The following is a 19,473-nucleotide window of genomic DNA, read 5'->3' as shown; positions in this document are numbered from 1 at the left end:
TTGGCGCCGCACCGACGACGCGACCCCAGCCCGAGGAGGAGACAGATGTTCGAGAGATTCACCGATCGCGCTCGCCGCGTGGTTGTGCTCGCCCAAGAAGAGGCGAAGATGCTCAACCACAACTACATCGGCACGGAGCACATTCTGCTCGGCCTCATCCATGAGGGTGAGGGCGTCGCTGCAAAGGCGCTCGAGCAGCTCGATATTTCGCTGGATGCCGTGCGCGCGCAGGTAACCGACATTATCGGCACGGGCCAGCAGCCCCCCGCGGGCCACATCCCGTTCACGCCCCGCGCCAAGAAGGTGCTCGAGCTGAGCCTGCGCGAGGCGCTGCAGCTCGGCCACAACTACATTGGCACCGAGCATATTTTGCTCGGCCTGATTCGCGAGGGCGAAGGCGTTGCCGCCCAGGTGCTCGTGAAGCTCGGCGCAGACCTGAACCGCGTGCGCCAGACGGTCATCCAGCTGCTGTCGGGCTACCAGGCCGGCAAGGAAAGCGCGACCGTTGGGGCTCCCGAACAGCAAGGCGAGTCAAAGGGCTCGCAGGTGCTCGATAACTTCGGCACGAACCTCACGCAGGCTGCCCGTGACGGCAAGCTTGACCCGGTCATCGGCCGCGAGAAAGAGGTCGAGCGGGTTATGCAGATCCTCTCGCGCCGCTCGAAGAACAACCCCGTGCTGATCGGCGAGCCCGGCGTCGGTAAGACCGCCGTGGTCGAGGGTCTCGCCCAGGCGATCGTGCGCGGCGAAGTGCCCGAGACGCTCAAGGACAAGCAGGTCTACATGCTTGACCTCGGCTCGATGATCGCCGGTAGCCGCTACCGCGGTGACTTTGAGGAACGACTCAAGAAGGTCACCAAGGAGATTCGCAACCGCGGCGACATCATCATCTTCATCGATGAGATCCACACGCTCGTGGGTGCCGGTGCGGCCGAGGGTGCAATCGACGCCGCCAACATTCTGAAGCCCATGCTGGCGCGTGGCGAGCTGCAGACCATCGGCGCGACCACGCTCGACGAGTACCGCAAGCACTTCGAGAAGGACGCCGCGCTCGAGCGCCGCTTCCAGCCGATCCAGGTCGCAGAGCCGTCCATTCCGCACTCGATCAACATTCTGAAGGGTCTGCGCGACCGCTACGAGGCGCACCACAAGGTGTCGATCACCGACGGCGCGATTGTCGCCGCGGTGAACCTGGCCGCGCGTTACGTGCAAGACCGCTTCTTGCCCGACAAGGCGATCGACCTGATCGACGAGGCCGGCGCACGCTTGCGCCTGTCAATCTTGTCGAGCCCGCCCGAGCTTCGCGAATTCGACGAGAAGATCGCGGTTGTGCGCGCTGACAAAGAGAAGGCAATCGAAGATCAAGACTTCGAGCTCGCCGCGGGTAAGCGCGACGAAGAAAAGCAGCTGATCGCCGAGCGCCTGCGGCTCGAGAAGCAGTGGCGCTCGGGCGACGTTGTCACCAAGGCGGAGGTCGACGAGGGGCTGATCGCCGAGGTGCTCGCACAGGCCACCGGCATCCCCGTCTTCAAGCTCACCGAAGAAGAGACGAGCCGCCTCCGGTTTATGGAGGAGGCGCTGCACCAGCGCGTCATCGGTCAGAACGAGGCCATCTCGGCCCTCGCCAAGACGATCCGGCGCCAGCGTGCAGGGCTCAAGGACCCCAAGCGTCCCTCGGGCTCATTCATTTTCGCTGGCCCCACCGGCGTCGGCAAGACCGAGCTTGCGAAGGCACTGGCCGAGTTCTTGTTCGACGACGAGGACGCGCTGATCTCGCTCGACATGTCGGAGTACGGCGAGAAGCACACCGTTTCGCGCCTCTTCGGTGCTCCTCCCGGGTTCGTCGGCTTCGAAGAGGGCGGCCAGCTCACCGAGCGCGTGCGCCGCAAGCCCTTCTCTGTCGTGCTTTTTGACGAGATCGAGAAGGCGCACCCCGACATCTTCAACTCGCTGCTGCAGGTGCTCGAAGAGGGGCGTCTCACCGACGGCCAGGGTCGCGTCGTCGACTTCAAGAACACCGTCATCATCATGACCACGAACCTCGGTTCGTCGGCCATCGCCGGTGGCCCGGTGGGCTTCCAGATCGAGGGTGACCTGTCGATCGGCTACGAGTCAATGAAGGGCAAGGTCAACGAAGAGCTGAAGAAGCACTTCAAGCCCGAGTTCTTGAACCGTGTCGACGACACGATCGTGTTCCCGCAGCTGTCCAGGGACGAGATCCTGCAGATCGTCGACCTGTTCGTCAAGCAGCTCAAGGACCGCCTGCTCGACCGCGATATGCGCATCGAGGTCACGCAGGTCGCCCGCGAGCGTCTGTCTGAGCTGGGCTACGATCCGGCGCTGGGGGCGAGGCCGCTGCGCCGCGCGATCCAGCGTGAGATCGAAGACATGCTGTCAGAGAAGATCCTGGGCGCCGAGCTCCTGGCGGGCGACCTCGTGAAGGTCGACTTCGTAGACGGCAAGTTTACCTTCACGACCGATCGTGACCAAGAGAAGGCGCACGGCGAGACGTCGGCGACGTCGGCCGCGAGCATTGCTTCGTCGGCGGGCACGCCCGGCACTGTCGAGCAGTAACGTACGCGCCAACGCCGAAGGCCCCGCAGCATACCGCTGCGGGGCCTTCGGCGTTTGGTGCGGCGCGAGCCGCCGGCACCGCTCCACTAGACTCGAAACCATGATTGATGCTGGCGAAGTCTTCATCCGCACCGCGCGCACGGCCGACGTGCCGCGCATGGTTGAACTGATGGAGCCGCTCGTCAACCGACGAATCTTGTTGGGCAAAGACCTCGTTGAGCTCTACGGCGCGGTGCCCGAGTTTCTGGTGGCCTGCGCGCCCGGCGGCGATGTGATCGGTTACGGTGCCGTGCATGTGATGTGGGATCAGCTGGGCGAGGTGCGCACGCTGGGCGTATCGCAGGACTGGCTCGGTCGCGGAATCGGCCACAAACTCCTCACCGCCCTCGAGTCGCGCGCACGTGATCTGGGCCTAACCCAGCTGTTCTGCCTCACGTTTGAGACCAACTTCTTTACGAGCCACGGGTTCGAAGACGTCGGCGAAAACGGCGAGCTGGTCGAGGCTGAGGTCTATGCCGAGCTGCTGCGCTCAACCGATGAGGGCGTGGCAGAGTTTCTCGACCTCGCGCGCGTCAAGCCAAACACGCTAGGCAACACACGCATGCTCAAGCGCCTCGAACCCTAACGCAAAGGAAGTGCGCACCATGTCGACCTTTCGTGACCCCGTAGGCCCGAAACCCGCGGGCGTATATGTGCGCCGCCGGCTCATCGTGCTCGCGGGGCTCATCGCGTTCATCGCGGTGGTCATCTTGCTAGTGCTGCGGCCCGGTTCGAGCGGCCGCGAGCAGGGCGCGGCCGATGTTGAACTGCCGACCGATCTTGCTGCGCAGACCGCGCCGGCGCCCGACCCCAAAGAGGGCGATATTCCCGCGTGCCAGGCCGGTCAACTACAGGTCACACCGGGCACCGATCAGACGGACTATGCTGCGGGTGAGTTGCCCCAGCTCTTCATGAGCATCGTCAACGCGGGCGGCGAGGCGTGCAGCGCCGATCTGGGCACCGGCGGCATGGAGTTCACCATCTCGAGCGGCAGTGACGAAGTCTGGCGCTCGATCGACTGCCAGGACGACGCGGCCTCGCTGCCTGTGATTCTCGATCCGGATCAGGCCGTGCAGACCGAGCCGCTGAAGTGGGATCGCACCAGGTCGAGCGCCGAGACGTGCGGTATTACACGCGATGCGGTGGGCGGTGACGGGGCGTCGTACCACCTGCGCGTGTCCGTAGCGGGCGTCGAGGGGACAGGTACGGCACAGTTCTTGCTGTACTAGGCGGTGCGCCGCGGCGGTCGTGGCACCGCAGTCACCCCTGGAGTTCTTCGAGTTTGAGCGCGAACCACAACTCGGCGCGATCGTCGGCGTCTGCAAGCGATCGGCCCGTGATTCGTTCGATGCGGGTGAGCCTGTCACGCAGCGTGTTGCGGTGAATGCCGAGAGCTGTGGCGGCGGGCCCACGCCCGCCATCGTGCTCAAACACGGCGGTGAGCGTGGCGCGCAGTTGTGCCCGTTCTGCGGCGCTCAACTCGGTCTCGGGGTTACTGCCGTCGGGCGCGGCAACGCTGGCCCCGCTCACGACGTCTGCAGGCGTAACCGGTTCGTTCGATAGCGGCCCGAGTACCTGGCGCCCGAGCGCTCGTGCTGCCCCCGCCTGGGTGAGGCCCACGAGTGCTTCGAAGAGCGGCGCATCGCGATCAGCCCACACCACCACGGGGACCCTGGGCGCCCGGTACAGCGGCGCGGTGGGCGAGAGCGCGCGCAGCCGACCCTGCGCTGAGCGCCTGCTTACCGGGGCATCAGTGGCGGGCACCGAACGGCCGACTGCGGCATCGAGCCCGTGGCTGGCGGCCGCCGCGAGCGCGGCTGCGACCGCGTCTTCGGTGTCGCTGCACACCTGCCAGGCAAGGCCTATCCCGGGAGCGGGCGCGGGGCCACGATCCGGCGCGACGAGCCGATCGAGGCCGCTTCTGGGCCGCTTGCGCCACGCCGCGACGTCTTCGGCCCCGCCCTGCACCGCGATGACCCGCAAGCGGGCGGGGGCCGCAGGCTGGCGTGTAGAAGTGGAAGCCAGAATCTCGATCGCTTCTGGGCCGTGGCGGCCCTCGAGCAGCCCGAGCGCGAGGCGCTCCCAGCGCTCACGCTCGCGCAGCTCATCTGCGCGGCCACCATGCAGGCCCAGACCGAGCACCATTGACCCCGCGGCAATGATGGCGTTGCCCTCGGGGGAGAGCGGCGCATTACCAGCGACGCCGAGTCGCAGGGTGGCATCTCGGTCGAGGTCGATGTAATCGATCTTGCCGTGCTGCGCGGCGAATCCTGCGGTGCTCGCGACGAGCGTGCCATCAGTGGTGACGAGCGCCAGATGTCTGCCCGTGGCCTGGGCCATGACCGCGAGCACCTCGGCCGGATCCTGGTCCCCTCGGGCGCCGTCGAGCAAGCGCTGCTGCACCTGCAGCGCGCCGCGTGCAGCCCGCAGCTCGTCGGCGCGCAACAGGCCTGCGGCAGCCTTGCTGATCGCAACAAATGGGGTGGGCAGCGGAATTTCGAACAGGGCGACCCGGTACTGGGTGGCAGCCTGAATGAGCTCGCGGGGTACGCGATCGTGATTGACGCCGATGCCAAAACCGATTGCCGCGATGCGTGCGCGGTTCAGGCTCGCTACAAAATCGCGCCACCTCGGGTCGCCCGCGGTGAACGCGAGCCCGGTCGTGAGCAGCACCTCGCCGCCCTCGAGATACTTGCCCAGATCGAGCAACTCGGTTGTTGAGACCCAACTGATCTCGGGATCCCCCGGGCCGGCCTTGATGAGGCGCAGCCCCAGATCGGGCAGGTCGAGCAGCTGCGAAAGAAGAGCCATAGTGTCATTCTTGCACGACGGCGATATCGAGTGTTGTGCAAACCTGCTCTGTGGCGCAGCTGGGCGTGTGCCTAGACTGGTGGGCGGAACAGCAGCGGGCAGCGAAAGGTTTTGTGGCGATGGTGAACACGGCGGCAGGCAATCGGGGCAGCGCGGGCGACCGGGGCGAGGCAGGCGGTGCGCTCGCCGGTATTCGGGTGGCTGACTTCTCTCGTGTCCTCGCAGGCCCGCACGCCACGATGATTCTGGCAGACCTCGGGGCCGACGTTATCAAGATCGAAAGCCCCGAAGGAGACGGCACGCGCCAGTGGAGCCCGCCGACGAACGCTATTGGTCAGAGCACCTACTTCGCGGGTGTGAATCGCGGTAAGCGCTCGGTTGTGTGCGACCTGCGCACTGAGGCAGGCGTCGCACGAGCCAAGGAGCTCGCGGTCACCGCCGACGTCGTTATTGAGAACTTCAAGCCCGGCAGCATGGATCGGTTTGGGCTCGGATACGCAAGCATCGCGGCCGAGAACCCCGGTGTTGTGTTCTGTTCGATCTCGGGTTTTGGTGACGAAGCGGGCAAAGACCTGCCCGGTTATGACCTGCTAGTGCAGGCCGTGGGCGGGCTGATGAGTATTACCGGCCAGGCCAACTCAGACGGTGGTGAGCCCACCAAAGTGGGCGTAGCGCTCGTCGATATTCTCACCGGGCTCAACTCGGTGATTGGCATCCAGGCTGCGCTGCGCGCGCGAGACACCGAGGGTTCCGCATCGTACGGGGTGGGTCAGCACGTCAAGGTCACCCTGCTGGGGTCGCTGCTGTCGGCGCTCGCCAACCAGGCCTCCTCGACCCTCGAAACGGGTGTCTCACCCGCTCGCATGGGCAACGCCCACCCCTCGATTTCACCGTACGAAACCTTCCACGCCGCCGACCAAGCGCTCGCCCTCGCGGTGGGCACCGACGGGCAGTTCACACGGCTGTGTGAGGTGATCGCGGCGCCCGAGCTCGCGGCTGATGCACAGTTTGCGAACAACCCCGCGCGCGTCGCGCATCGCGCTGCCCTGCGCGAAGCCCTCGAGGCACGGCTCGCGACCAAGCCCGCGCAAGAGTGGATCGACGCGTTCACCGCCGCCAACATTCCGGCAGGCCGTGTCAACACGATTGGCCAGGCCTTCGAACTGGCCGAATCGCTCGGCCTCGGCACGATCGCCCACACCGAGGCCACCGCGCCCGACGGCTCGGCCCAAACGCTCAGCTCGGTCGCGCTGCCCATCTCGCTGTCGGGCACCCCCGCCCGGTACCAGGCGCCACCACCCAACGTGGGTGAGCACCAAGACGCGACCTGGCGCTCAAACATTTAAACATTTCGTCCCGCTACTAAAGTAAGGAACACCCATGACCACCATTGATCAGCTCTTCAACGTCGCAGACTATGTCACCGAGGAGGAGCGCGAGTGGCAGTTGAAGGCGCGCGAGTTCGCCCAGGCCCGCATCAAGCCGATCATCGATGATGCGTTTGAAGCGCGCCGCCTGCCCGTCGAGCTGCTGCCCGAGGTGGGCGAGTTTGGTGCGTACGGCATGTACATGGACGGGTACGGGCTCAAGGGTGCGTCGTCGGTGGCCTACGGTCTCGTGGCGATGGAGTTCGAAGCCGTCGACTCGGGGTTTCGCACCGCGCTATCGGTGCAGGGCTCGCTCGCGATGGGCGCGATCTACAAGTTTGGTTCTGAGGAACAGAAGCAGCGTTGGCTGCCCGCGATGGGCCGCGGCGAAGCGATCGGCTTCTTCGGTCTCACCGAGCCCCAGGGCGGCTCTGACCCCAACACTATGATCACGACCGCGCGCCGCGATGGCGACTCGTGGGTGCTCAATGGCAAGAAGCGCTGGATCGGGCTCGCGACGATCGCGCAGGTCGGTGTGATCTGGGCGAAGGACGAAGAAGGCATCGTGCGTGGCTTCGTTGTGCCGACCGACACCCCCGGCTTCGAGGCGCGCGCCATCGAGAACAAGCTATCGATGCGCGCGTCCCTGCAGTGCGAGATCGAGCTCACTGAGATGCGCCTGCCGCTCGACGCAATTCTGCCCGGATCAAAGGGGCTCTCGTCACCGTTCAAGTGCCTCAACGAGGCCCGCTACGGCATCGCGTGGGGCGTCATGGGGGCCGCGCGTTCATGCCTCGAGGCTGCCGTCGAGCGGTCGCAGACTCGCCAGGTGTTTGGCTCACCGATCGGCGGCAAGCAGTTGATTCAGGGGCAGCTCGCCGACATGTTCCTCGAATACCAGAAGGGGCTGCTGCTCGCGCTGCACCTCGGCCGGCTAAAGGATGCGGGCACCCTGCCGCACGCGCAGATATCGGTGGGCAAGCTCAACAACGTGCGCGAGGCCATCAAGATCGCGGGCACCTGCCGAGCGATCCTCGGCGGAGATGGCATCACCAGCGACTTTCCGGTGATGCGCCACATGGCGAACCTCGAGTCGGTGCGCACCTATGAGGGCACCGACGAGGTGCACCAGCTCGTCATTGGCCGCGAGCTTACGGGGATTGCCGCGTTCTAGTCGGGAGCACGGAACTTGGCACGCCGGGGGCTTTCTCCTGGATGCAAAATATGCGCGACTACTTCCGTCTAAGACTCAGTCTTAAGCGGAGTTCGTCGCGCATATTTTGTTCGTGTCGCACGCTGGCATGACCGAGAGGGAGAAGGCCGCCGCGTTTTCCTTTGATATGGTTCTATTAGAACTAATTGAGGGGGTGCACGGTGCTGATCCGGATCGACGAGGCGAGCGAGCGGCCCATCTACGCGCAGATCGCCGACTCCGTGCGTGGTGACATGCTGGCCGGGCGCATTGCGCCGGGGGCGGTGCTGCCGCCCGCGCGCGAGGTGGCGACCGGGCTGGGCGCGAATGTGCACACGGTGCTGCGCGCATACCAACTGTTGCGTGATGAGGGCCTCGTCGACCTGAAGCGGCGCCGGGGCGCCGTCGTCACCGAGACAGCCGCCCACATCATGTCGCTCAGCGGCGAGATCGACGCGCTCGTCGCCCGGGCCAGCGCTCTCGGGGTGACCGCCGAGGCACTCGCGGCGATGGTGGCGGTGCGGGCGTCGAACACCCGGCCCGAGCTTTAAGCACCCGCCACAGGCATCCACGGAGGACCAACGCATGCACGACGACCGCAACGAGCACGACGACCCCAACGCGCACGACGCGCACGACGCGCACGACGCGCACGGCGCGCACGACGCGCACGGCGACGCTGACACTGCTCAAGACCCATACGTGGGTGCCACCGCACCAGAGCTCGTGGGGTTGACCGCTGAGCAGTTACGGGACCTGGCGCGCGCTCAGCGGGCAGCCGTGTGGGCGGGCCTCGTGGCGCCACTCGCACTGGTGCCCGCGTACGCCGCCGTGCTCATCACCTGGCTGCCGCGGCTGCCCGCCCCGATCGCCACGCACTGGTCGGGGGGCGGGCATCCCGATGGCTTTAGCGGCCACACCGAGTTCATCCTCTTCACGGTGGGCATGAGCACGGGCATGGCGCTGCTCATGGGGTGCATCGCGAGGTTTGGCCCGGGCAAGGGCGAGATCGCAGTGTGGTCGGGCATGAACCGGTTTATGGCCGCCTTCTCGCTCACCATGAGCAGCAGCATGGGGCTCATGGGCGTGCTCATCGCGTGGCGTCAGCTTGGGCTCAGCGATGCGCAAGACGCCGGCGGAGTCGGCGGTATCGTCGCAGCGGCCTTTGGCGTGGGGATCGTGCTCGGCGCGGTGGCGTTCGTGCTGCAGCCGGGGGTGCACATTGCAGGGGCTGCAAAGCGTGCCGCACAGCCCTTGCCGCTCGCACCTACCGAGCGCGCCGTGTGGGTGGCACAGGCGCGCCCGTCAAAAATGTTTGTGACCGTGATCGGGGTCACCGTACTGGTGATGCTTGTGAGCACCGCGGCCTCCGCCGCGAGCGCGCTTGCAAACGCCGGGGAGTCAGGCGCAAGCGTCGCGTTCTGGAGTATGGCGGGCACCACTGTGTTGATCATTGCGCTCTTCGCGATGACATCCTCGTTTCGCGTGCGAATCGACGAGCACGGCCTCGTCGCAAGGTCAGCGATCGGTTGGCCCGTGTTTCGGGTGCCCGCTGCAGATATAGATAGCGCGGTCGCCACGCACATTTCACCCATGGCCGAGTTTGGTGGTTGGGGGTTGCGCTGGGCACCGGGCAGATTTGGCATCGTGATGCGTGCGGGGGAGGGGATCGTGATCACCCGCAAAGACGGCCGCGTTTTTGCCGTCACCATTGATGACGCCGCCACCGGCGCTGGGCTACTCGAAGCGGTGGCCCAGCGATGACCAATCCAGTGATGACCAAGCCAGCGCCGCACGGCGCCGCCCGAGTCACACCCTCACGCGTGCCCTGGGGTGCTGTCGCGCTGTTCACCGTGCTCGCTTACGGTCTCGCGTGGCTCGTCGCCGTGCCGCTGTGGCGCAGCGACCTCGAATCACTGAGCGGTCAACTGCTTGTCGTCCTGCTTGCGCCGGTGATGATGCTGACCCCGGCTATAGCAGCCCTTGTCGTGGTGTTTCTCGCCCGCACGCCGCGGCGTGACCGGGCCCGGCTGCTCGGGCTGTGGCCGCTGCGGCCCGCGAAGCGTACCGTCTGGATCACGGTGGCTGCGCTGTTTGGCACGCTCGCGCTGGGTTTCGCAAGCGTCGCGATCGCCGCGCTTGCGGGTTGGGTCACGCTCGATCTCGCCGAATTTTCGGGCTTCGCGGCGCTCAATGAGGCGGCGCTCAGCTCAGCCAATCTGCCAGGCGGAGCCGATGCTGCAAGGCTGCCTGACCCGGCCGTGCTCATTGCGGTGCAGCTCGCGCTGCTGCCGATCGCAGCGATCCTGCCGAACTCCCTCTTCGCGCTCGGCGAAGAACTTGGGTGGCGCGGTTGGCTGCTGCCGATGCTGCGGCCGCTCGGCACCTGGCCTGCGCTCGCCCTGAGCGGTGCCATCTGGGGCGTGTGGCATGCACCGCTCACACTGCTCGGCCACAACTACGGCCTGCTCGACTGGCGCGGCGTCGGCTTGATGACCATCAACTGCGTGATCTGGGGTGCGCTGCTGGGCTGGCTCAGACTGCGCACCGCATCGGTGTGGCCCGCGACCGTCGCGCACGGGGCGCTCAACGCGGTCGCGGGCGTCACGCTACTGTTCACCGCGGCGGGCACCGAGGTTCGACCCGAGCTCGCGAGCATCGTGGGCGTGGCCGGCTGGATCGCCGTCACGATCGTGCTTGCGGTGCTGTTCGTGACGGGCCAGTTTAGGCGCCAGCCGGATCTCGGGCCTACGCGCCCGCGCAGTACCTAGTCTTCCTCGCCAAACCACCAGGTGGGAATGAGAGCGGTGAGGGACTTCAGCAGAACCTCACGGTCGCATTTGCCCTCGCGCACCCACATGTGGAGCGCGCCCACGAGTCCCGCACCGCAGTAGCATGCGATGACCTCGGGGTCGAATTCGGGGGATGCACTGTTCTTTGGAACGTAGTCTGCGAGGTGTAGGCGAATGGTGTCGCTGAAGTGCGCTGAGAGAACCGAGGGCACCGCACCGTCGTCGGGATCAGCGAAGCTCAGCTCATACAGCTTGCGGTGCTCGTCAATATGGTCCAGTACAAAATTGACGCCAGAAATCAGGTCAAATCGAACATCGCTTGTTGGCTCTTCGAAGCGCGCGAGGAACGCCTCACGCGAACGGTCAAGCTCGCTGGTGAGGGCTTCGCGCAGCGCTTCTGCGGGGCTGGCATAGTGTTTGTAGAACGTCACACGGTTGATCTCTGCTGCGGCAGCAAGTTCAGACACCGTAATTTCGGTGACGGGTTTCTGCGAGGCCAGGTCGAGGATCGCGGCACGCAGCGATGCGCGGGTGCGAACAATTCTTGCGTCGGTCATGCCACCACAATAGCCGTGAAGAGCAGCTTCGCAAGGCTACAAGTGTACGAAGCCAGGTGAAAAGCCAGGTTACTATTGTCGCGTGAGAGCGCCGATGCGCTCGTGCGCGGCGGGGTATCGCTGCTGTAGAGCCGCGCGCTCGCCCAGTTCGAAACCGTTCCAATCGAACGGGGGCGACATGGTGGTGCCGATGAGGCTCCATGATCCGGTCGAGCTTGATCCCTGCATCACCCCCGGTGCGACGACGAGCTGCGGTCGCTGCCCGGCGGCCGGGTCAGGTCCGAGCACGGGCTCCTCCACACGGCCGTCGGGGTGCAGCAGCAGCAGCTGGAGCGGCGCACCGGCGTACCAGTGATACACCTCGACCGAGCCGAGCGCGTGAAGCGCCGAGAAATCGGGGTCGGCGAGGAGGTAGTAGATCGCGCTCGAGTGTTCGTCGAGGTGCATTTGGCGAAAAAGCCCGCCCTCGTGCTCGAGTGGCTCGAGCCCGAGCAGGTTGATCCACGCTTCTGCCTCGGGCGGCAGTGCGCTGGGCGTGGCTGATGCCGCGGTCACGCGAGTGCCGCCTCACGGGGCTTACGAAACCTGCGGCTCGTGAAGATCAACACGAGCAGGGTGACGACATAGGGTGCCGCGTCGGTGAGCTGCGGCGGGAGGCCGAAGATCTGCAACCTAAAGCCGAGCGCATCGGCAAACCCAAAGAGCACGGCGGCGCCCAGTACGCCGACGGGGTGAGCGCGTGCAAGCATCACCGCGACGACAGCGATCCAGCCGCGGCCCGCCGACATGTTCTCCGAGAACAGCACGACGTTACCGAGCGCAAGTTGAGCGCCGCCCAAACCGGCGAGAGCGCCCGATGCGACGACGGCACCGAGTTGGTAGCGCTCGGGCTTCACCCCGAGCGTGGCGGCCGCGAGCGGGCGCTCACCGACGCCGCGCAGTCGCATGCCGATCGGCATGCGAAACAGCATCACCCATAACGCCGGTACGAGCAGCAGCGCCAAGTAACCGAGCGGGGTCAGCGAGAACAGTGCTCCCAGCACCGGAATCTCTGAGAGGAACGGGATCTTCCAGGTCGGAATGCCCGCGATGCCGGGGTCCTGAAACACGCCCTGCACATCGAAAATGGCGACGATCAAGAAGCTTGTCACGCCGACGGCGAGAATGTTCATGGCGATGGCGATCACGATGGGGTCACCCTTGCGATAGACCGCGCCGTAGCCCAGAATCACTGCGAACAGCGCACCCGCCACCATCGCGGCGAGCACGCCGAGCACCCAGTTGTGGGTGAAGAATGATGCGGCGACACCGCAGAACGCGCCGATCAAGATCATGCCTTCGAGGCCGATGTTGAAGATGCCGGCGCGCTCGGCGATCATGCCGCCGAGGGCTGCGAGCAAGATCGGAATCAGGGCGCTTAAGATCGTCGTGACGAGATCCTCATTAAACATGTCGAGGAAGTTCATCGTGCGGACTCCTTCGAGGCGGGGGCCGAGTTCGTGGCCTCGGTGGTGAGTGCCACCGGCTGTTCGGTGCTGGGCGGTTCGCGATCCGGATCTAAGGGGGCGGGCGCAGCTGCGGCATCGCCCCGCTTCTTGCGCAGCTTGGGCAAGCTAACGCGGAACGCGAGCAGGATGATGACGAGCGCCTGAATCACGGCGGCGATTTGGGGAGAGAGGCCGAGCTCGCGGCCCATCGCGTCGCTGCCGACCATGATGGCGGCGAAGAAGAGACCTGCGATGGCGGTGCCGACCGGGCGGTACAGCGCGAGCAGGGTGACGAGCAGCGCTGTCCACGCGTAGTTGGTCTGCACAATGTAGCCCTCGAGCAGCCGAGTTGAAGGCGCGCCGATCACGAGCATCAGGCCAAACATGCCTGCAATTCCGCCCGAGAGCGCCATGGTGCGTGTGACGAGTGGGGCGGGCTTCACACCCGAGTAGCGTGCAAATTCGGCGTTCTGGCCACTCACGCCCGACTCGAACCCGAAGCGGGTGCGCTTGTTCATGAAGATGACACCGGCGAGCACTACGAGCAGTATGACGAGTGACCAGTTGACGCTCGTCAGCACCGAGGTGATCGGGTTCGTGGGGCCGAGCGTGTTACGCAGTGTCTCAGCGAACGATGAGTCACGCGGTACAAGCATCGACAGCTGCACCTCGGGGCGCACCTGCTCGCTCGCGATGAGCTCGGAGTCGGGTTCGTCGAGCTTGAACCGAATCAGCCACGACGAGAAAAATCGTGCGGGGTAGTTCAAAAGCAGCGACGACAGCAAGATGGGCACGCCGAGCCGGTTTTCGAGTACGGCCGCGAGCATACCCCAGGCGGCGCCCGCCGCGATGGCGGTGATGAACGCGAGTGGCACGATGAGCAGGGCGGGGCCGGGCACGTAGATAGCGACGATACCGCCCGCGAGCGCGCCAAGGCCTGCCTGGCCCTCGGTGCCCAGGTTGAGCACGCCAGCACGGAAAGCGATGGCGAGCGCAAGACCGATGCCGATGATGGGAATCGCGCGCGCGACGGTGTTGGCGAGGCCGGGGCCCGAACCAAACGACCCCTGCAGCATGGCGACGTAGCCGCTCAGCGGGTCAACGCCCGCGATAAGCATGAAGCAGGCGCCCACGAGCAGCGCGAGCAGCACTGAGATAGGAATGGGGCCGGCGCACCAACGGCCGATCCGGGTGAGCTGTTTCATCGTGCGTCTCCGTTCGCGATGGCCCCGGGCCTGTGCCGTTCTTCGGGTTCGTGGCCCGCCATGTAGAGGCCCAGGAGAGCCTCGGTAGCGTCTTCCTTGGGCAGCTCGGCGGTAATCCGGCCCTCAAACATGACGAGAATGCGTGAGGAGAGCGACATGATCTCACTGAGCTCAGCCGAGATCAGGAGCAGCGCGCCACCCGCATCGCGGTACTCGCACAGCTCGCGGTGAATGGACTCGATCGCGCCGACGTCGACGCCGCGGGTGGGCTGCTCGGCGATCAGTAGTGGGGAGCCATAGTCGAGCTCGCGCGCCACCACGACCTTCTGTAGGTTACCGCCCGACAGGGTGCCCACGGGGGTGGCGGGGGTGGCGATTTTCACGCCAAATCGTTTGATGAGTCGCTGCGCGTGCTCGAGCATGGCGGCTCGTGAGAGGAGACCGCGCTGCAGAATGGGCGGGGTACGGTGGTGACCGAGCGCCAGGTTATCGATGGCGCTCGCGGTGCCCGCGCTACCCACACCGTGCCTGTCTTCGGGCACATAAGCGATGCCAGCATCGCGGCGCTGCGCGATTGAACGGCGCGAAAGGTCTTGCTCCTTGAGTGTGACAGAGCCAGCGTTGGTTGGGCGCATACCGATAATCGCCTCTGCGAGCTCAACCTGGCCGTTACCCGCGACACCCGCAATACCGACGACCTCGCCCGCACGCACCCGCAGTGATGCGCGGTCAACATTGGGGCGGTCGTGCGGTGAGCTCTGCACGGTGACACCCTGCACATCGAGCACGGTCTCGCCGGGCGTGAGCGCTGGCGGTGGCGTCGACAGGTCAACGTCACGGCCGGTCATGTGGCGTGTGATCTCGGCGGGGGAGCTGTCGGCGGTGACGAGCTGGGCCACATTGCGGCCGTCGCGCAAAACGGTGACGCGATCTGAGATCGCCATCACCTCGTTCAGCTTGTGCGTGATGAGAATAATCGTGCGGCCGTCGGCTTTGAGGGCACGCAGCACGTCAAAGAGTTTCTCGGTCTCCTGCGGCGTGAGCACCGCGGTGGGCTCATCGAGAATTAGCACGCGGGCCTCGCGGTAGAGCGCCTTCACGATCTCGACGCGCTGCAGCACGCCGACGGGAACCGAGTCGACGCGGGCGGTGGGATCGAGGGCTAAGCCGTATCGGTCTGCGATCTCGCGCACGCGCTCATTCGCCGCCTTGCGGTCGATGAGCCCGCGCTTCGTGGGTTCGCTGCGAAACACCACGTTCTCGGCGATCGTGAGCGAGGGGAAAAGCTTAAATGACTGAAACACCATGCCGATGCCAGCGTCGATGGCTCCCTGCGGCGACGCGAAGTGCACTTTCTCACCGCGCACATAAATTTCACCTTCGTCGGGCTGGTACACGCCCGCGAGCTGCGACATGAGGATCGACTTGCCAGCACCGTTCTCACCCATGAGAGCGTGGATCTCGCCGGTTTCGACTTCGAAGTTGACGTTGTCGTCGGCGAGTACGCCGGGGAAACGTTTGGTGATGCCGCGCATCGAGATCTCGGCGGTCATCCGCGCTCCTTCGGGGTGGGGTGAGTGGTGGGTGAAAGCTGCGGCGCGCAAGACTTAGCGCGCCGCAGCTTCAGCGGGTTACGCGAGCGGGTCGGTGACCTTCACCTTGCCAGCAACGATGTCGTCGCGCAGCTGGGTGACCTGTTCGAGCACCTCGGGGTTGTCCATGACGGTGCACTGCGAGTCAGCAGCGCCCTCGTCGAGGCTGACGATCGTCATGCCCTCTTCTTTGAGCCCGAACGAAGTGGTGGCGTCCTTCGAAGTCACACCGTCCATGATCTCACCGACGACGGTCTCGACGACGCGGTTGACCGACTTCACGGTGCCATCCACGACGAAACCGGGGGCCATGCCGCACTGGTTCGCGTCAACGCCGTATGCCGAGAAACCCTTCTCTGCAGCGGCCTCCATGATGCCGCCGTTGGCGGCGGCGCCCACGGCGAAGACCTGGTCAACGCCGGTGCCAGCGTAAGCGATGGCCTGTTCCTTCGCGCGAGCGGTGTCTGCGAAGGGGTTCTCGCCGCCAATGACCTGCGGTGAGGCAACATCGACCTTGTCGTTGGACGCCTCGGCACCCTCACTGAACCCAGCGGTGTACTTCTGGAGCAGCGGGTTGTCGACCGAGATGATCGAGCCCACCTTGTTCGCCTCAGTCAGGAGGCCAGCCTCGTAGCCGAGTAGGTATGAGGGCTCCTGCTCACGGAACGTGGCCTGGTAGAGGTTCTCGGGAGCGTTATCGCTGGCAGCGTCGATCAGCACAAACTTCTGCTGCGGGTTCGCCTCTGCGAGCTCCTGGGCCATGTCAACAAACTGGAAGCCGAGCATCACGACGACCTCGGGGGCCTGCGAGATTGCTGCTTCGAGGTTGGTGCGACGAGTCGCTTCATCCTTCGACTCGAAGGTCTTCGAGGTGCCATCAAACTGCTCGGCCACCGACTCGATACCGACCTTGCCCGACTTCAGAAACTCGTTCTGGCCGATCGGGTCGCTCGTGATGTAGATGAACTTGGGGCCCGAAGCATCGCTCGCACCGGTGTCGCCGCCACCCGCGCACGAGGTGAGCAGCAGGGCGCCAGCAGCAGCCCCGGCGACGAGCGCCGCACGCGTGCGGCTCTTGGTGAAGAACATGGGTATTCCTTTCGAGAATAACTGGGGGAATAACAGTGGGAATAAAGTGAAGCTTATGAGCGCAGGGCGCCGAGGGGAACAGTGAGAGGTGATTCACCCTTGCCCGGCATGATGATCCGGCGTTCGGTGACGATCGCCGTAATGAGATCGTGCGGGGTGACATCGAACGCGGGGTTCACCGTGTTCGTGCCCTCGGGGGCGGTGCGTGTGCCGCCGAAACCGCACACCTCAGCCGAGCCGCGATCTTCGATCTCGATGTCAGCGCCAGTTGCGGTCTGCATGTCGATCGTTGACTCGGGGGCGACAACAATGAAGGGCACACCCGCGTGCTTCGCTGCGAGAGCGAGCGAGAACGAGCCAATCTTGTTGGCTGAATCACCGTCGGCCGCGATGCGGTCGGCGCCGATGAAGACTGCGTCTGCGATTCCGCGCGAGAGCAAGAACGGGCCGGCCGAGTCGATGATGAGCCTAAACGGCGCCTCCATGCGCGTAAGCTCCCACGCCGTAAGACGGGCACCCTGCAAGAGCGGCCTGGTCTCGAGAGGCAGGGCCTCCTCGAGCGACCCCTGCTCGAGCAGCGTCTGAATCACGCCGAGCGCGGTGCCGCGCTCAACGGTAGCAAGGCTGCCCGTGTTACAGATCGTCATGACGCGCACGCGATCTTTGCCCGTGAGCTCACGGGTCAGGTCGGCGCCGTAGAGTCCCATCGAGACGCAGGCCGCAATGTCTTCGTCGCGAATAGCGCAGGCCTCGGCGAGCACGGCCGACGGGCCGTCCTCAAGTTTCGTGAGCGCGCGGTCAACACCCCATGACAGGTTCACGGCCGTGGGGCGGGCCTCGCGCAGAATCGCGGCCTGGCGGCGCACTTCAGTGGTGTCGAACTCCTCGTCACCGTTCTCGGCGGCGACGCTCTGCGCGATGAGGGCCACACCGAACGCGCCAGCCACGCCGAGCGCGGGGGCACCGCGCACCGCAAGCCGCTGAATGTCGTCAATGAGGGCGGGCAACTCGGTAACACGCAGCACCTGCACAGAGTGGGGCAGCAGCGTCTGGTCGATCAGCTCGATGGCTCCGTCGACCCAGTCGATCGTGCGCAAGAGGGCTCCTTAATTGTCTTGCCGTGGCAAGGCGCAAGACGCCCCCCGGCACCGATGTCGCAACACTCAAGGGTACCTGACTGTGTGCGTTCGATAAAGCTGGTGTTCCCAGGGTGAAGAAAATCTACAACTGAGGCGCACATTCTGCGCCGTCACACAGGGTTCACCGACTGGTCCTCTGCTGTTCAGGGCACGCCGTGCGCGCCGCTTCCGGGAGCCGGGCGTAGGCGCGTACGGTGAGGGTATCGGGCACCGCCCGATCGAGGAGGCCGGAGCCTTCGGCGTCACGGCCGCCTCGCCCCGCGGGTATTCCTGTAGGAGATGACGATGATGACGCACTCTCTTGAGCGCACCTACGTGCTCGACACCTCGGTCTTGCTGAGTGACCCCCAAGCGCTGTTTCGATTTGCGGAGCACGCCGTGGTGCTGCCGGTGGTGGTGCTCGTTGAGCTTGAGCACAAGCGGCAAGATCTCGAGCTGGGCTATTTCGCCAGGCGGGCACTGCGCAGCCTTGACGCGTTGCGTGCACAGCACGAGCGGCTCGACCGCCCCGTACCGGTGGGCGACGCGGGCGGCACACTGCGAGTCGAACTCAACCACAGCAGCCTGGACGCCCTGCCAAGCGGCATGCGCTTGGGCGACAACGATACCCGCATACTCGCGGTCGCCCAGAACCTCGCGCTCGAGGGGGCGAACGTCACCGTCGTTTCGAAAGATCTGCCGATGCGGCTGAAGGCATCGGCGCTCGGGCTCGGCGCAGAAGAGTACCGCGCAGAGCTCGCCCGCGACGACGCCTACTCCGGCGCGGCCACCATCAATCTTGACGAAGAAGAAATGCGGCTCCTGTGGGAGGCCGAACGCGTCGACGACGTCGATGCGGCGCGCGGCCTGCCGTACGGCACCGGCCTGATTCTGCACTCACCGCGCGGCTCGGCACTCGGCCGCATCGACGGCGACGGCTCACTGCACCTTGTACGCGGCGACCTCGAGGTGTTCGGGGTGACCGGACGCAGCGCCGAACAGCGCCTCGCGATCGACCTACTGCTCGACACCGGGGTCGGCATCGTGTCGCTCGGTGGAAACGCTGGCACGGGCAAGTCAGCCCTCGCGCTCGCTGCTGGGCTCGAGGCGGTGCTCGAGCGGCGCCAACACCGCAAAGTGATGGTGTTTCGGCCGCTGTATGCCGTGGGTGGGCAAGACCTTGGATACCTGCCGGGCGACCGTGAAGAGAAGATGAACCCGTGGGCGCAAGCCGTGTTCGACACCCTCGGCTCGATCGTGTCAGAGAACGTGCTTGACGAGGTGATGGCGCGCGGGCTCGTCGAGGTGCTGCCGCTCACCCACATTCGTGGCCGCTCACTGCACGACGCGTTCGTGATCGTCGACGAGGCGCAGTCGCTCGAGCGCGGCGTGCTGCTCACCATGCTCTCGCGCATCGGGCAGAACTCGCGCGTCGTGCTCACCCACGATGTCGCGCAGCGCGACAATCTGCGGGTGGGCCGCTACGACGGCATCGCGGCCGTGATCGAGAAACTGAAGGGTCACAGGCTCTTCGGGCACGTGACCCTCACGCGCTCCGAACGCAGCGACATTGCGGCGCTCGTCACCGAGCTGCTTGACTAGCTCGCCCGCAGGGTCCGGATCCGGCGCCGCATGATGCAGCGGAGCGCC

17 protein-coding genes are annotated in these 19,473 nt (G+C 65.5%); 9 read left to right on the top strand and 8 right to left on the bottom strand.

Translation table 11 applies throughout. From position 1 onward, the window contains the following. Positions 1-45 precede the first annotated feature (45 nt). The 3 genes from ACXR2W_RS07350 (at position 46) to ACXR2W_RS07340 (ending at position 3,842) form a co-directional block, all read left to right on the top strand. Positions 46-2,574, top strand: coding sequence for an ATP-dependent Clp protease ATP-binding subunit (locus ACXR2W_RS07350; protein ID WP_458813724.1), 2,529 nt, complete (start codon positions 46-48; stop codon positions 2,572-2,574). Between the two features lie 100 nt (positions 2,575-2,674). After that, a complete protein-coding gene (locus ACXR2W_RS07345; protein ID WP_458813722.1) occupies positions 2,675-3,199 on the top strand; it encodes an amino-acid N-acetyltransferase in 525 nt (174 codons plus the stop codon). 19 nt (positions 3,200-3,218) lie between these two features. Continuing rightward, positions 3,219-3,842 carry a hypothetical protein gene (locus ACXR2W_RS07340; protein ID WP_458813720.1) on the top strand — a complete coding sequence of 208 codons (624 nt, stop codon included), beginning with the start codon at positions 3,219-3,221 and terminating at the stop codon, positions 3,840-3,842. Positions 3,843-3,873: 31 nt separating this feature from the next. Here ACXR2W_RS07340 and ACXR2W_RS07335 read toward each other — a convergent pair whose 3' ends face one another. Further along, complete coding sequence (locus ACXR2W_RS07335; RefSeq protein WP_458813718.1) at positions 3,874-5,424, bottom strand: PucR family transcriptional regulator; 1,551 nt, start codon at positions 5,422-5,424, stop codon at positions 3,874-3,876. Positions 5,425-5,543: 119 nt separating this feature from the next. On the opposite strand from ACXR2W_RS07335, the gene ACXR2W_RS07330 reads away from it, so the two are divergent. The 5 genes from ACXR2W_RS07330 (at position 5,544) to ACXR2W_RS07310 (ending at position 10,754) form a co-directional block, all read left to right on the top strand. Next, positions 5,544-6,770, top strand: a complete 1,227-nt coding sequence (locus ACXR2W_RS07330) for a CaiB/BaiF CoA transferase family protein (protein WP_458813716.1) — start codon at positions 5,544-5,546, stop codon at positions 6,768-6,770. A 34-nt stretch (positions 6,771-6,804) separates the two neighbouring features. Continuing rightward, positions 6,805-7,965 (top strand): acyl-CoA dehydrogenase family protein, encoded by a 1,161-nt coding sequence (locus tag ACXR2W_RS07325; protein ID WP_458813714.1) that lies wholly within the window; start codon positions 6,805-6,807, stop codon positions 7,963-7,965. A gap of 185 nt (positions 7,966-8,150) precedes the next feature. Continuing rightward, positions 8,151-8,534, top strand: coding sequence for a GntR family transcriptional regulator (locus tag ACXR2W_RS07320; RefSeq protein WP_489948837.1), 384 nt, complete (start codon positions 8,151-8,153; stop codon positions 8,532-8,534). Positions 8,535-8,568: 34 nt separating this feature from the next. Beyond that, positions 8,569-9,747, top strand: coding sequence for a DUF1648 domain-containing protein (locus ACXR2W_RS07315; protein WP_458813710.1), 1,179 nt, complete (start codon positions 8,569-8,571; stop codon positions 9,745-9,747). A gap of 11 nt (positions 9,748-9,758) precedes the next feature. Continuing rightward, complete coding sequence (locus ACXR2W_RS07310; RefSeq protein ID WP_458813708.1) at positions 9,759-10,754, top strand: CPBP family intramembrane glutamic endopeptidase; 996 nt, start codon at positions 9,759-9,761, stop codon at positions 10,752-10,754. Here ACXR2W_RS07310 and ACXR2W_RS07305 read toward each other — a convergent pair. The 7 genes from ACXR2W_RS07305 to mtnA form a co-directional block, all read right to left on the bottom strand. Next, positions 10,751-11,332, bottom strand: coding sequence for a TetR/AcrR family transcriptional regulator (locus ACXR2W_RS07305; RefSeq protein ID WP_458813706.1), 582 nt, complete (start codon positions 11,330-11,332; stop codon positions 10,751-10,753). The genes ACXR2W_RS07310 and ACXR2W_RS07305 overlap by 4 nt on opposite strands. A 72-nt stretch (positions 11,333-11,404) precedes the next feature. After that, entirely contained in the window at positions 11,405-11,887 is a 483-nt protein-coding gene (locus tag ACXR2W_RS07300) for a cupin domain-containing protein (protein ID WP_458813704.1), read from the bottom strand. Then, positions 11,884-12,798 carry an ABC transporter permease gene (locus ACXR2W_RS07295; RefSeq protein WP_458813702.1) on the bottom strand — a complete coding sequence of 305 codons (915 nt, stop codon included), beginning with the start codon at positions 12,796-12,798 and terminating at the stop codon, positions 11,884-11,886. Before ACXR2W_RS07295 ends, ACXR2W_RS07300 begins: the two co-directional genes overlap by 4 nt. Continuing rightward, positions 12,795-14,024, bottom strand: coding sequence for an ABC transporter permease (locus ACXR2W_RS07290; protein ID WP_458813700.1), 1,230 nt, complete (start codon positions 14,022-14,024; stop codon positions 12,795-12,797). The genes ACXR2W_RS07295 and ACXR2W_RS07290 overlap by 4 nt, the downstream gene beginning before the upstream one ends. After that, positions 14,021-15,577, bottom strand: a complete 1,557-nt coding sequence (locus tag ACXR2W_RS07285; protein ID WP_458813698.1) for an ABC transporter ATP-binding protein — start codon at positions 15,575-15,577, stop codon at positions 14,021-14,023. Before ACXR2W_RS07285 ends, ACXR2W_RS07290 begins: the two co-directional genes overlap by 4 nt. Before the next feature lie 78 nt (positions 15,578-15,655). Then, positions 15,656-16,705, bottom strand: a complete 1,050-nt coding sequence (locus ACXR2W_RS07280) for a BMP family ABC transporter substrate-binding protein (protein WP_458813696.1) — start codon at positions 16,703-16,705, stop codon at positions 15,656-15,658. Positions 16,706-16,758: 53 nt separating this feature from the next. Next, entirely contained in the window at positions 16,759-17,802 is a 1,044-nt protein-coding gene (gene mtnA / locus ACXR2W_RS07275; RefSeq protein ID WP_458813694.1) for an S-methyl-5-thioribose-1-phosphate isomerase, read from the bottom strand. Between the two features lie 327 nt (positions 17,803-18,129). Here mtnA and phoH2 point away from each other — a divergent pair, with 327 nt between their 5' ends. Continuing rightward, positions 18,130-19,425: an RNA 5'-3' helicase PhoH2 gene (gene phoH2, locus ACXR2W_RS07270; protein WP_458813692.1), complete on the top strand. Its 1,296-nt coding sequence runs from the start codon at positions 18,130-18,132 to the stop codon at positions 19,423-19,425. The last annotated feature ends 48 nt before the right edge of the window (positions 19,426-19,473 follow it).

This window comes from Leucobacter faecis (assembly GCF_054456695.2).
Note: the sequence above shows the minus strand (reverse complement) of the source record. Positions and strands in the feature narration are given on the sequence as shown.

Coding starts and splice junctions, on each gene's coding strand:
- ACXR2W_RS07350 (WP_458813724.1), top strand. CDS start 46: ATGTTCGAGAGATTCACCGATCGCGCTCGCCGCGTGGTTGTGCTCGCC.
- ACXR2W_RS07345 (WP_458813722.1), top strand. CDS start 2,675: ATGATTGATGCTGGCGAAGTCTTCATCCGCACCGCGCGCACGGCCGAC.
- ACXR2W_RS07340 (WP_458813720.1), top strand. CDS start 3,219: ATGTCGACCTTTCGTGACCCCGTAGGCCCGAAACCCGCGGGCGTATAT.
- ACXR2W_RS07335 (WP_458813718.1), bottom strand. CDS start 5,424: ATGGCTCTTCTTTCGCAGCTGCTCGACCTGCCCGATCTGGGGCTGCGC.
- ACXR2W_RS07330 (WP_458813716.1), top strand. CDS start 5,544: ATGGTGAACACGGCGGCAGGCAATCGGGGCAGCGCGGGCGACCGGGGC.
- ACXR2W_RS07325 (WP_458813714.1), top strand. CDS start 6,805: ATGACCACCATTGATCAGCTCTTCAACGTCGCAGACTATGTCACCGAG.
- ACXR2W_RS07315 (WP_458813710.1), top strand. CDS start 8,569: ATGCACGACGACCGCAACGAGCACGACGACCCCAACGCGCACGACGCG.
- ACXR2W_RS07310 (WP_458813708.1), top strand. CDS start 9,759: ATGACCAAGCCAGCGCCGCACGGCGCCGCCCGAGTCACACCCTCACGC.
- ACXR2W_RS07305 (WP_458813706.1), bottom strand. CDS start 11,332: ATGACCGACGCAAGAATTGTTCGCACCCGCGCATCGCTGCGTGCCGCG.
- ACXR2W_RS07295 (WP_458813702.1), bottom strand. CDS start 12,798: ATGAACTTCCTCGACATGTTTAATGAGGATCTCGTCACGACGATCTTA.
- ACXR2W_RS07290 (WP_458813700.1), bottom strand. CDS start 14,024: ATGAAACAGCTCACCCGGATCGGCCGTTGGTGCGCCGGCCCCATTCCT.
- ACXR2W_RS07285 (WP_458813698.1), bottom strand. CDS start 15,577: ATGACCGCCGAGATCTCGATGCGCGGCATCACCAAACGTTTCCCCGGC.
- ACXR2W_RS07280 (WP_458813696.1), bottom strand. CDS start 16,705: ATGTTCTTCACCAAGAGCCGCACGCGTGCGGCGCTCGTCGCCGGGGCT.
- phoH2 (WP_458813692.1), top strand. CDS start 18,130: ATGATGACGCACTCTCTTGAGCGCACCTACGTGCTCGACACCTCGGTC.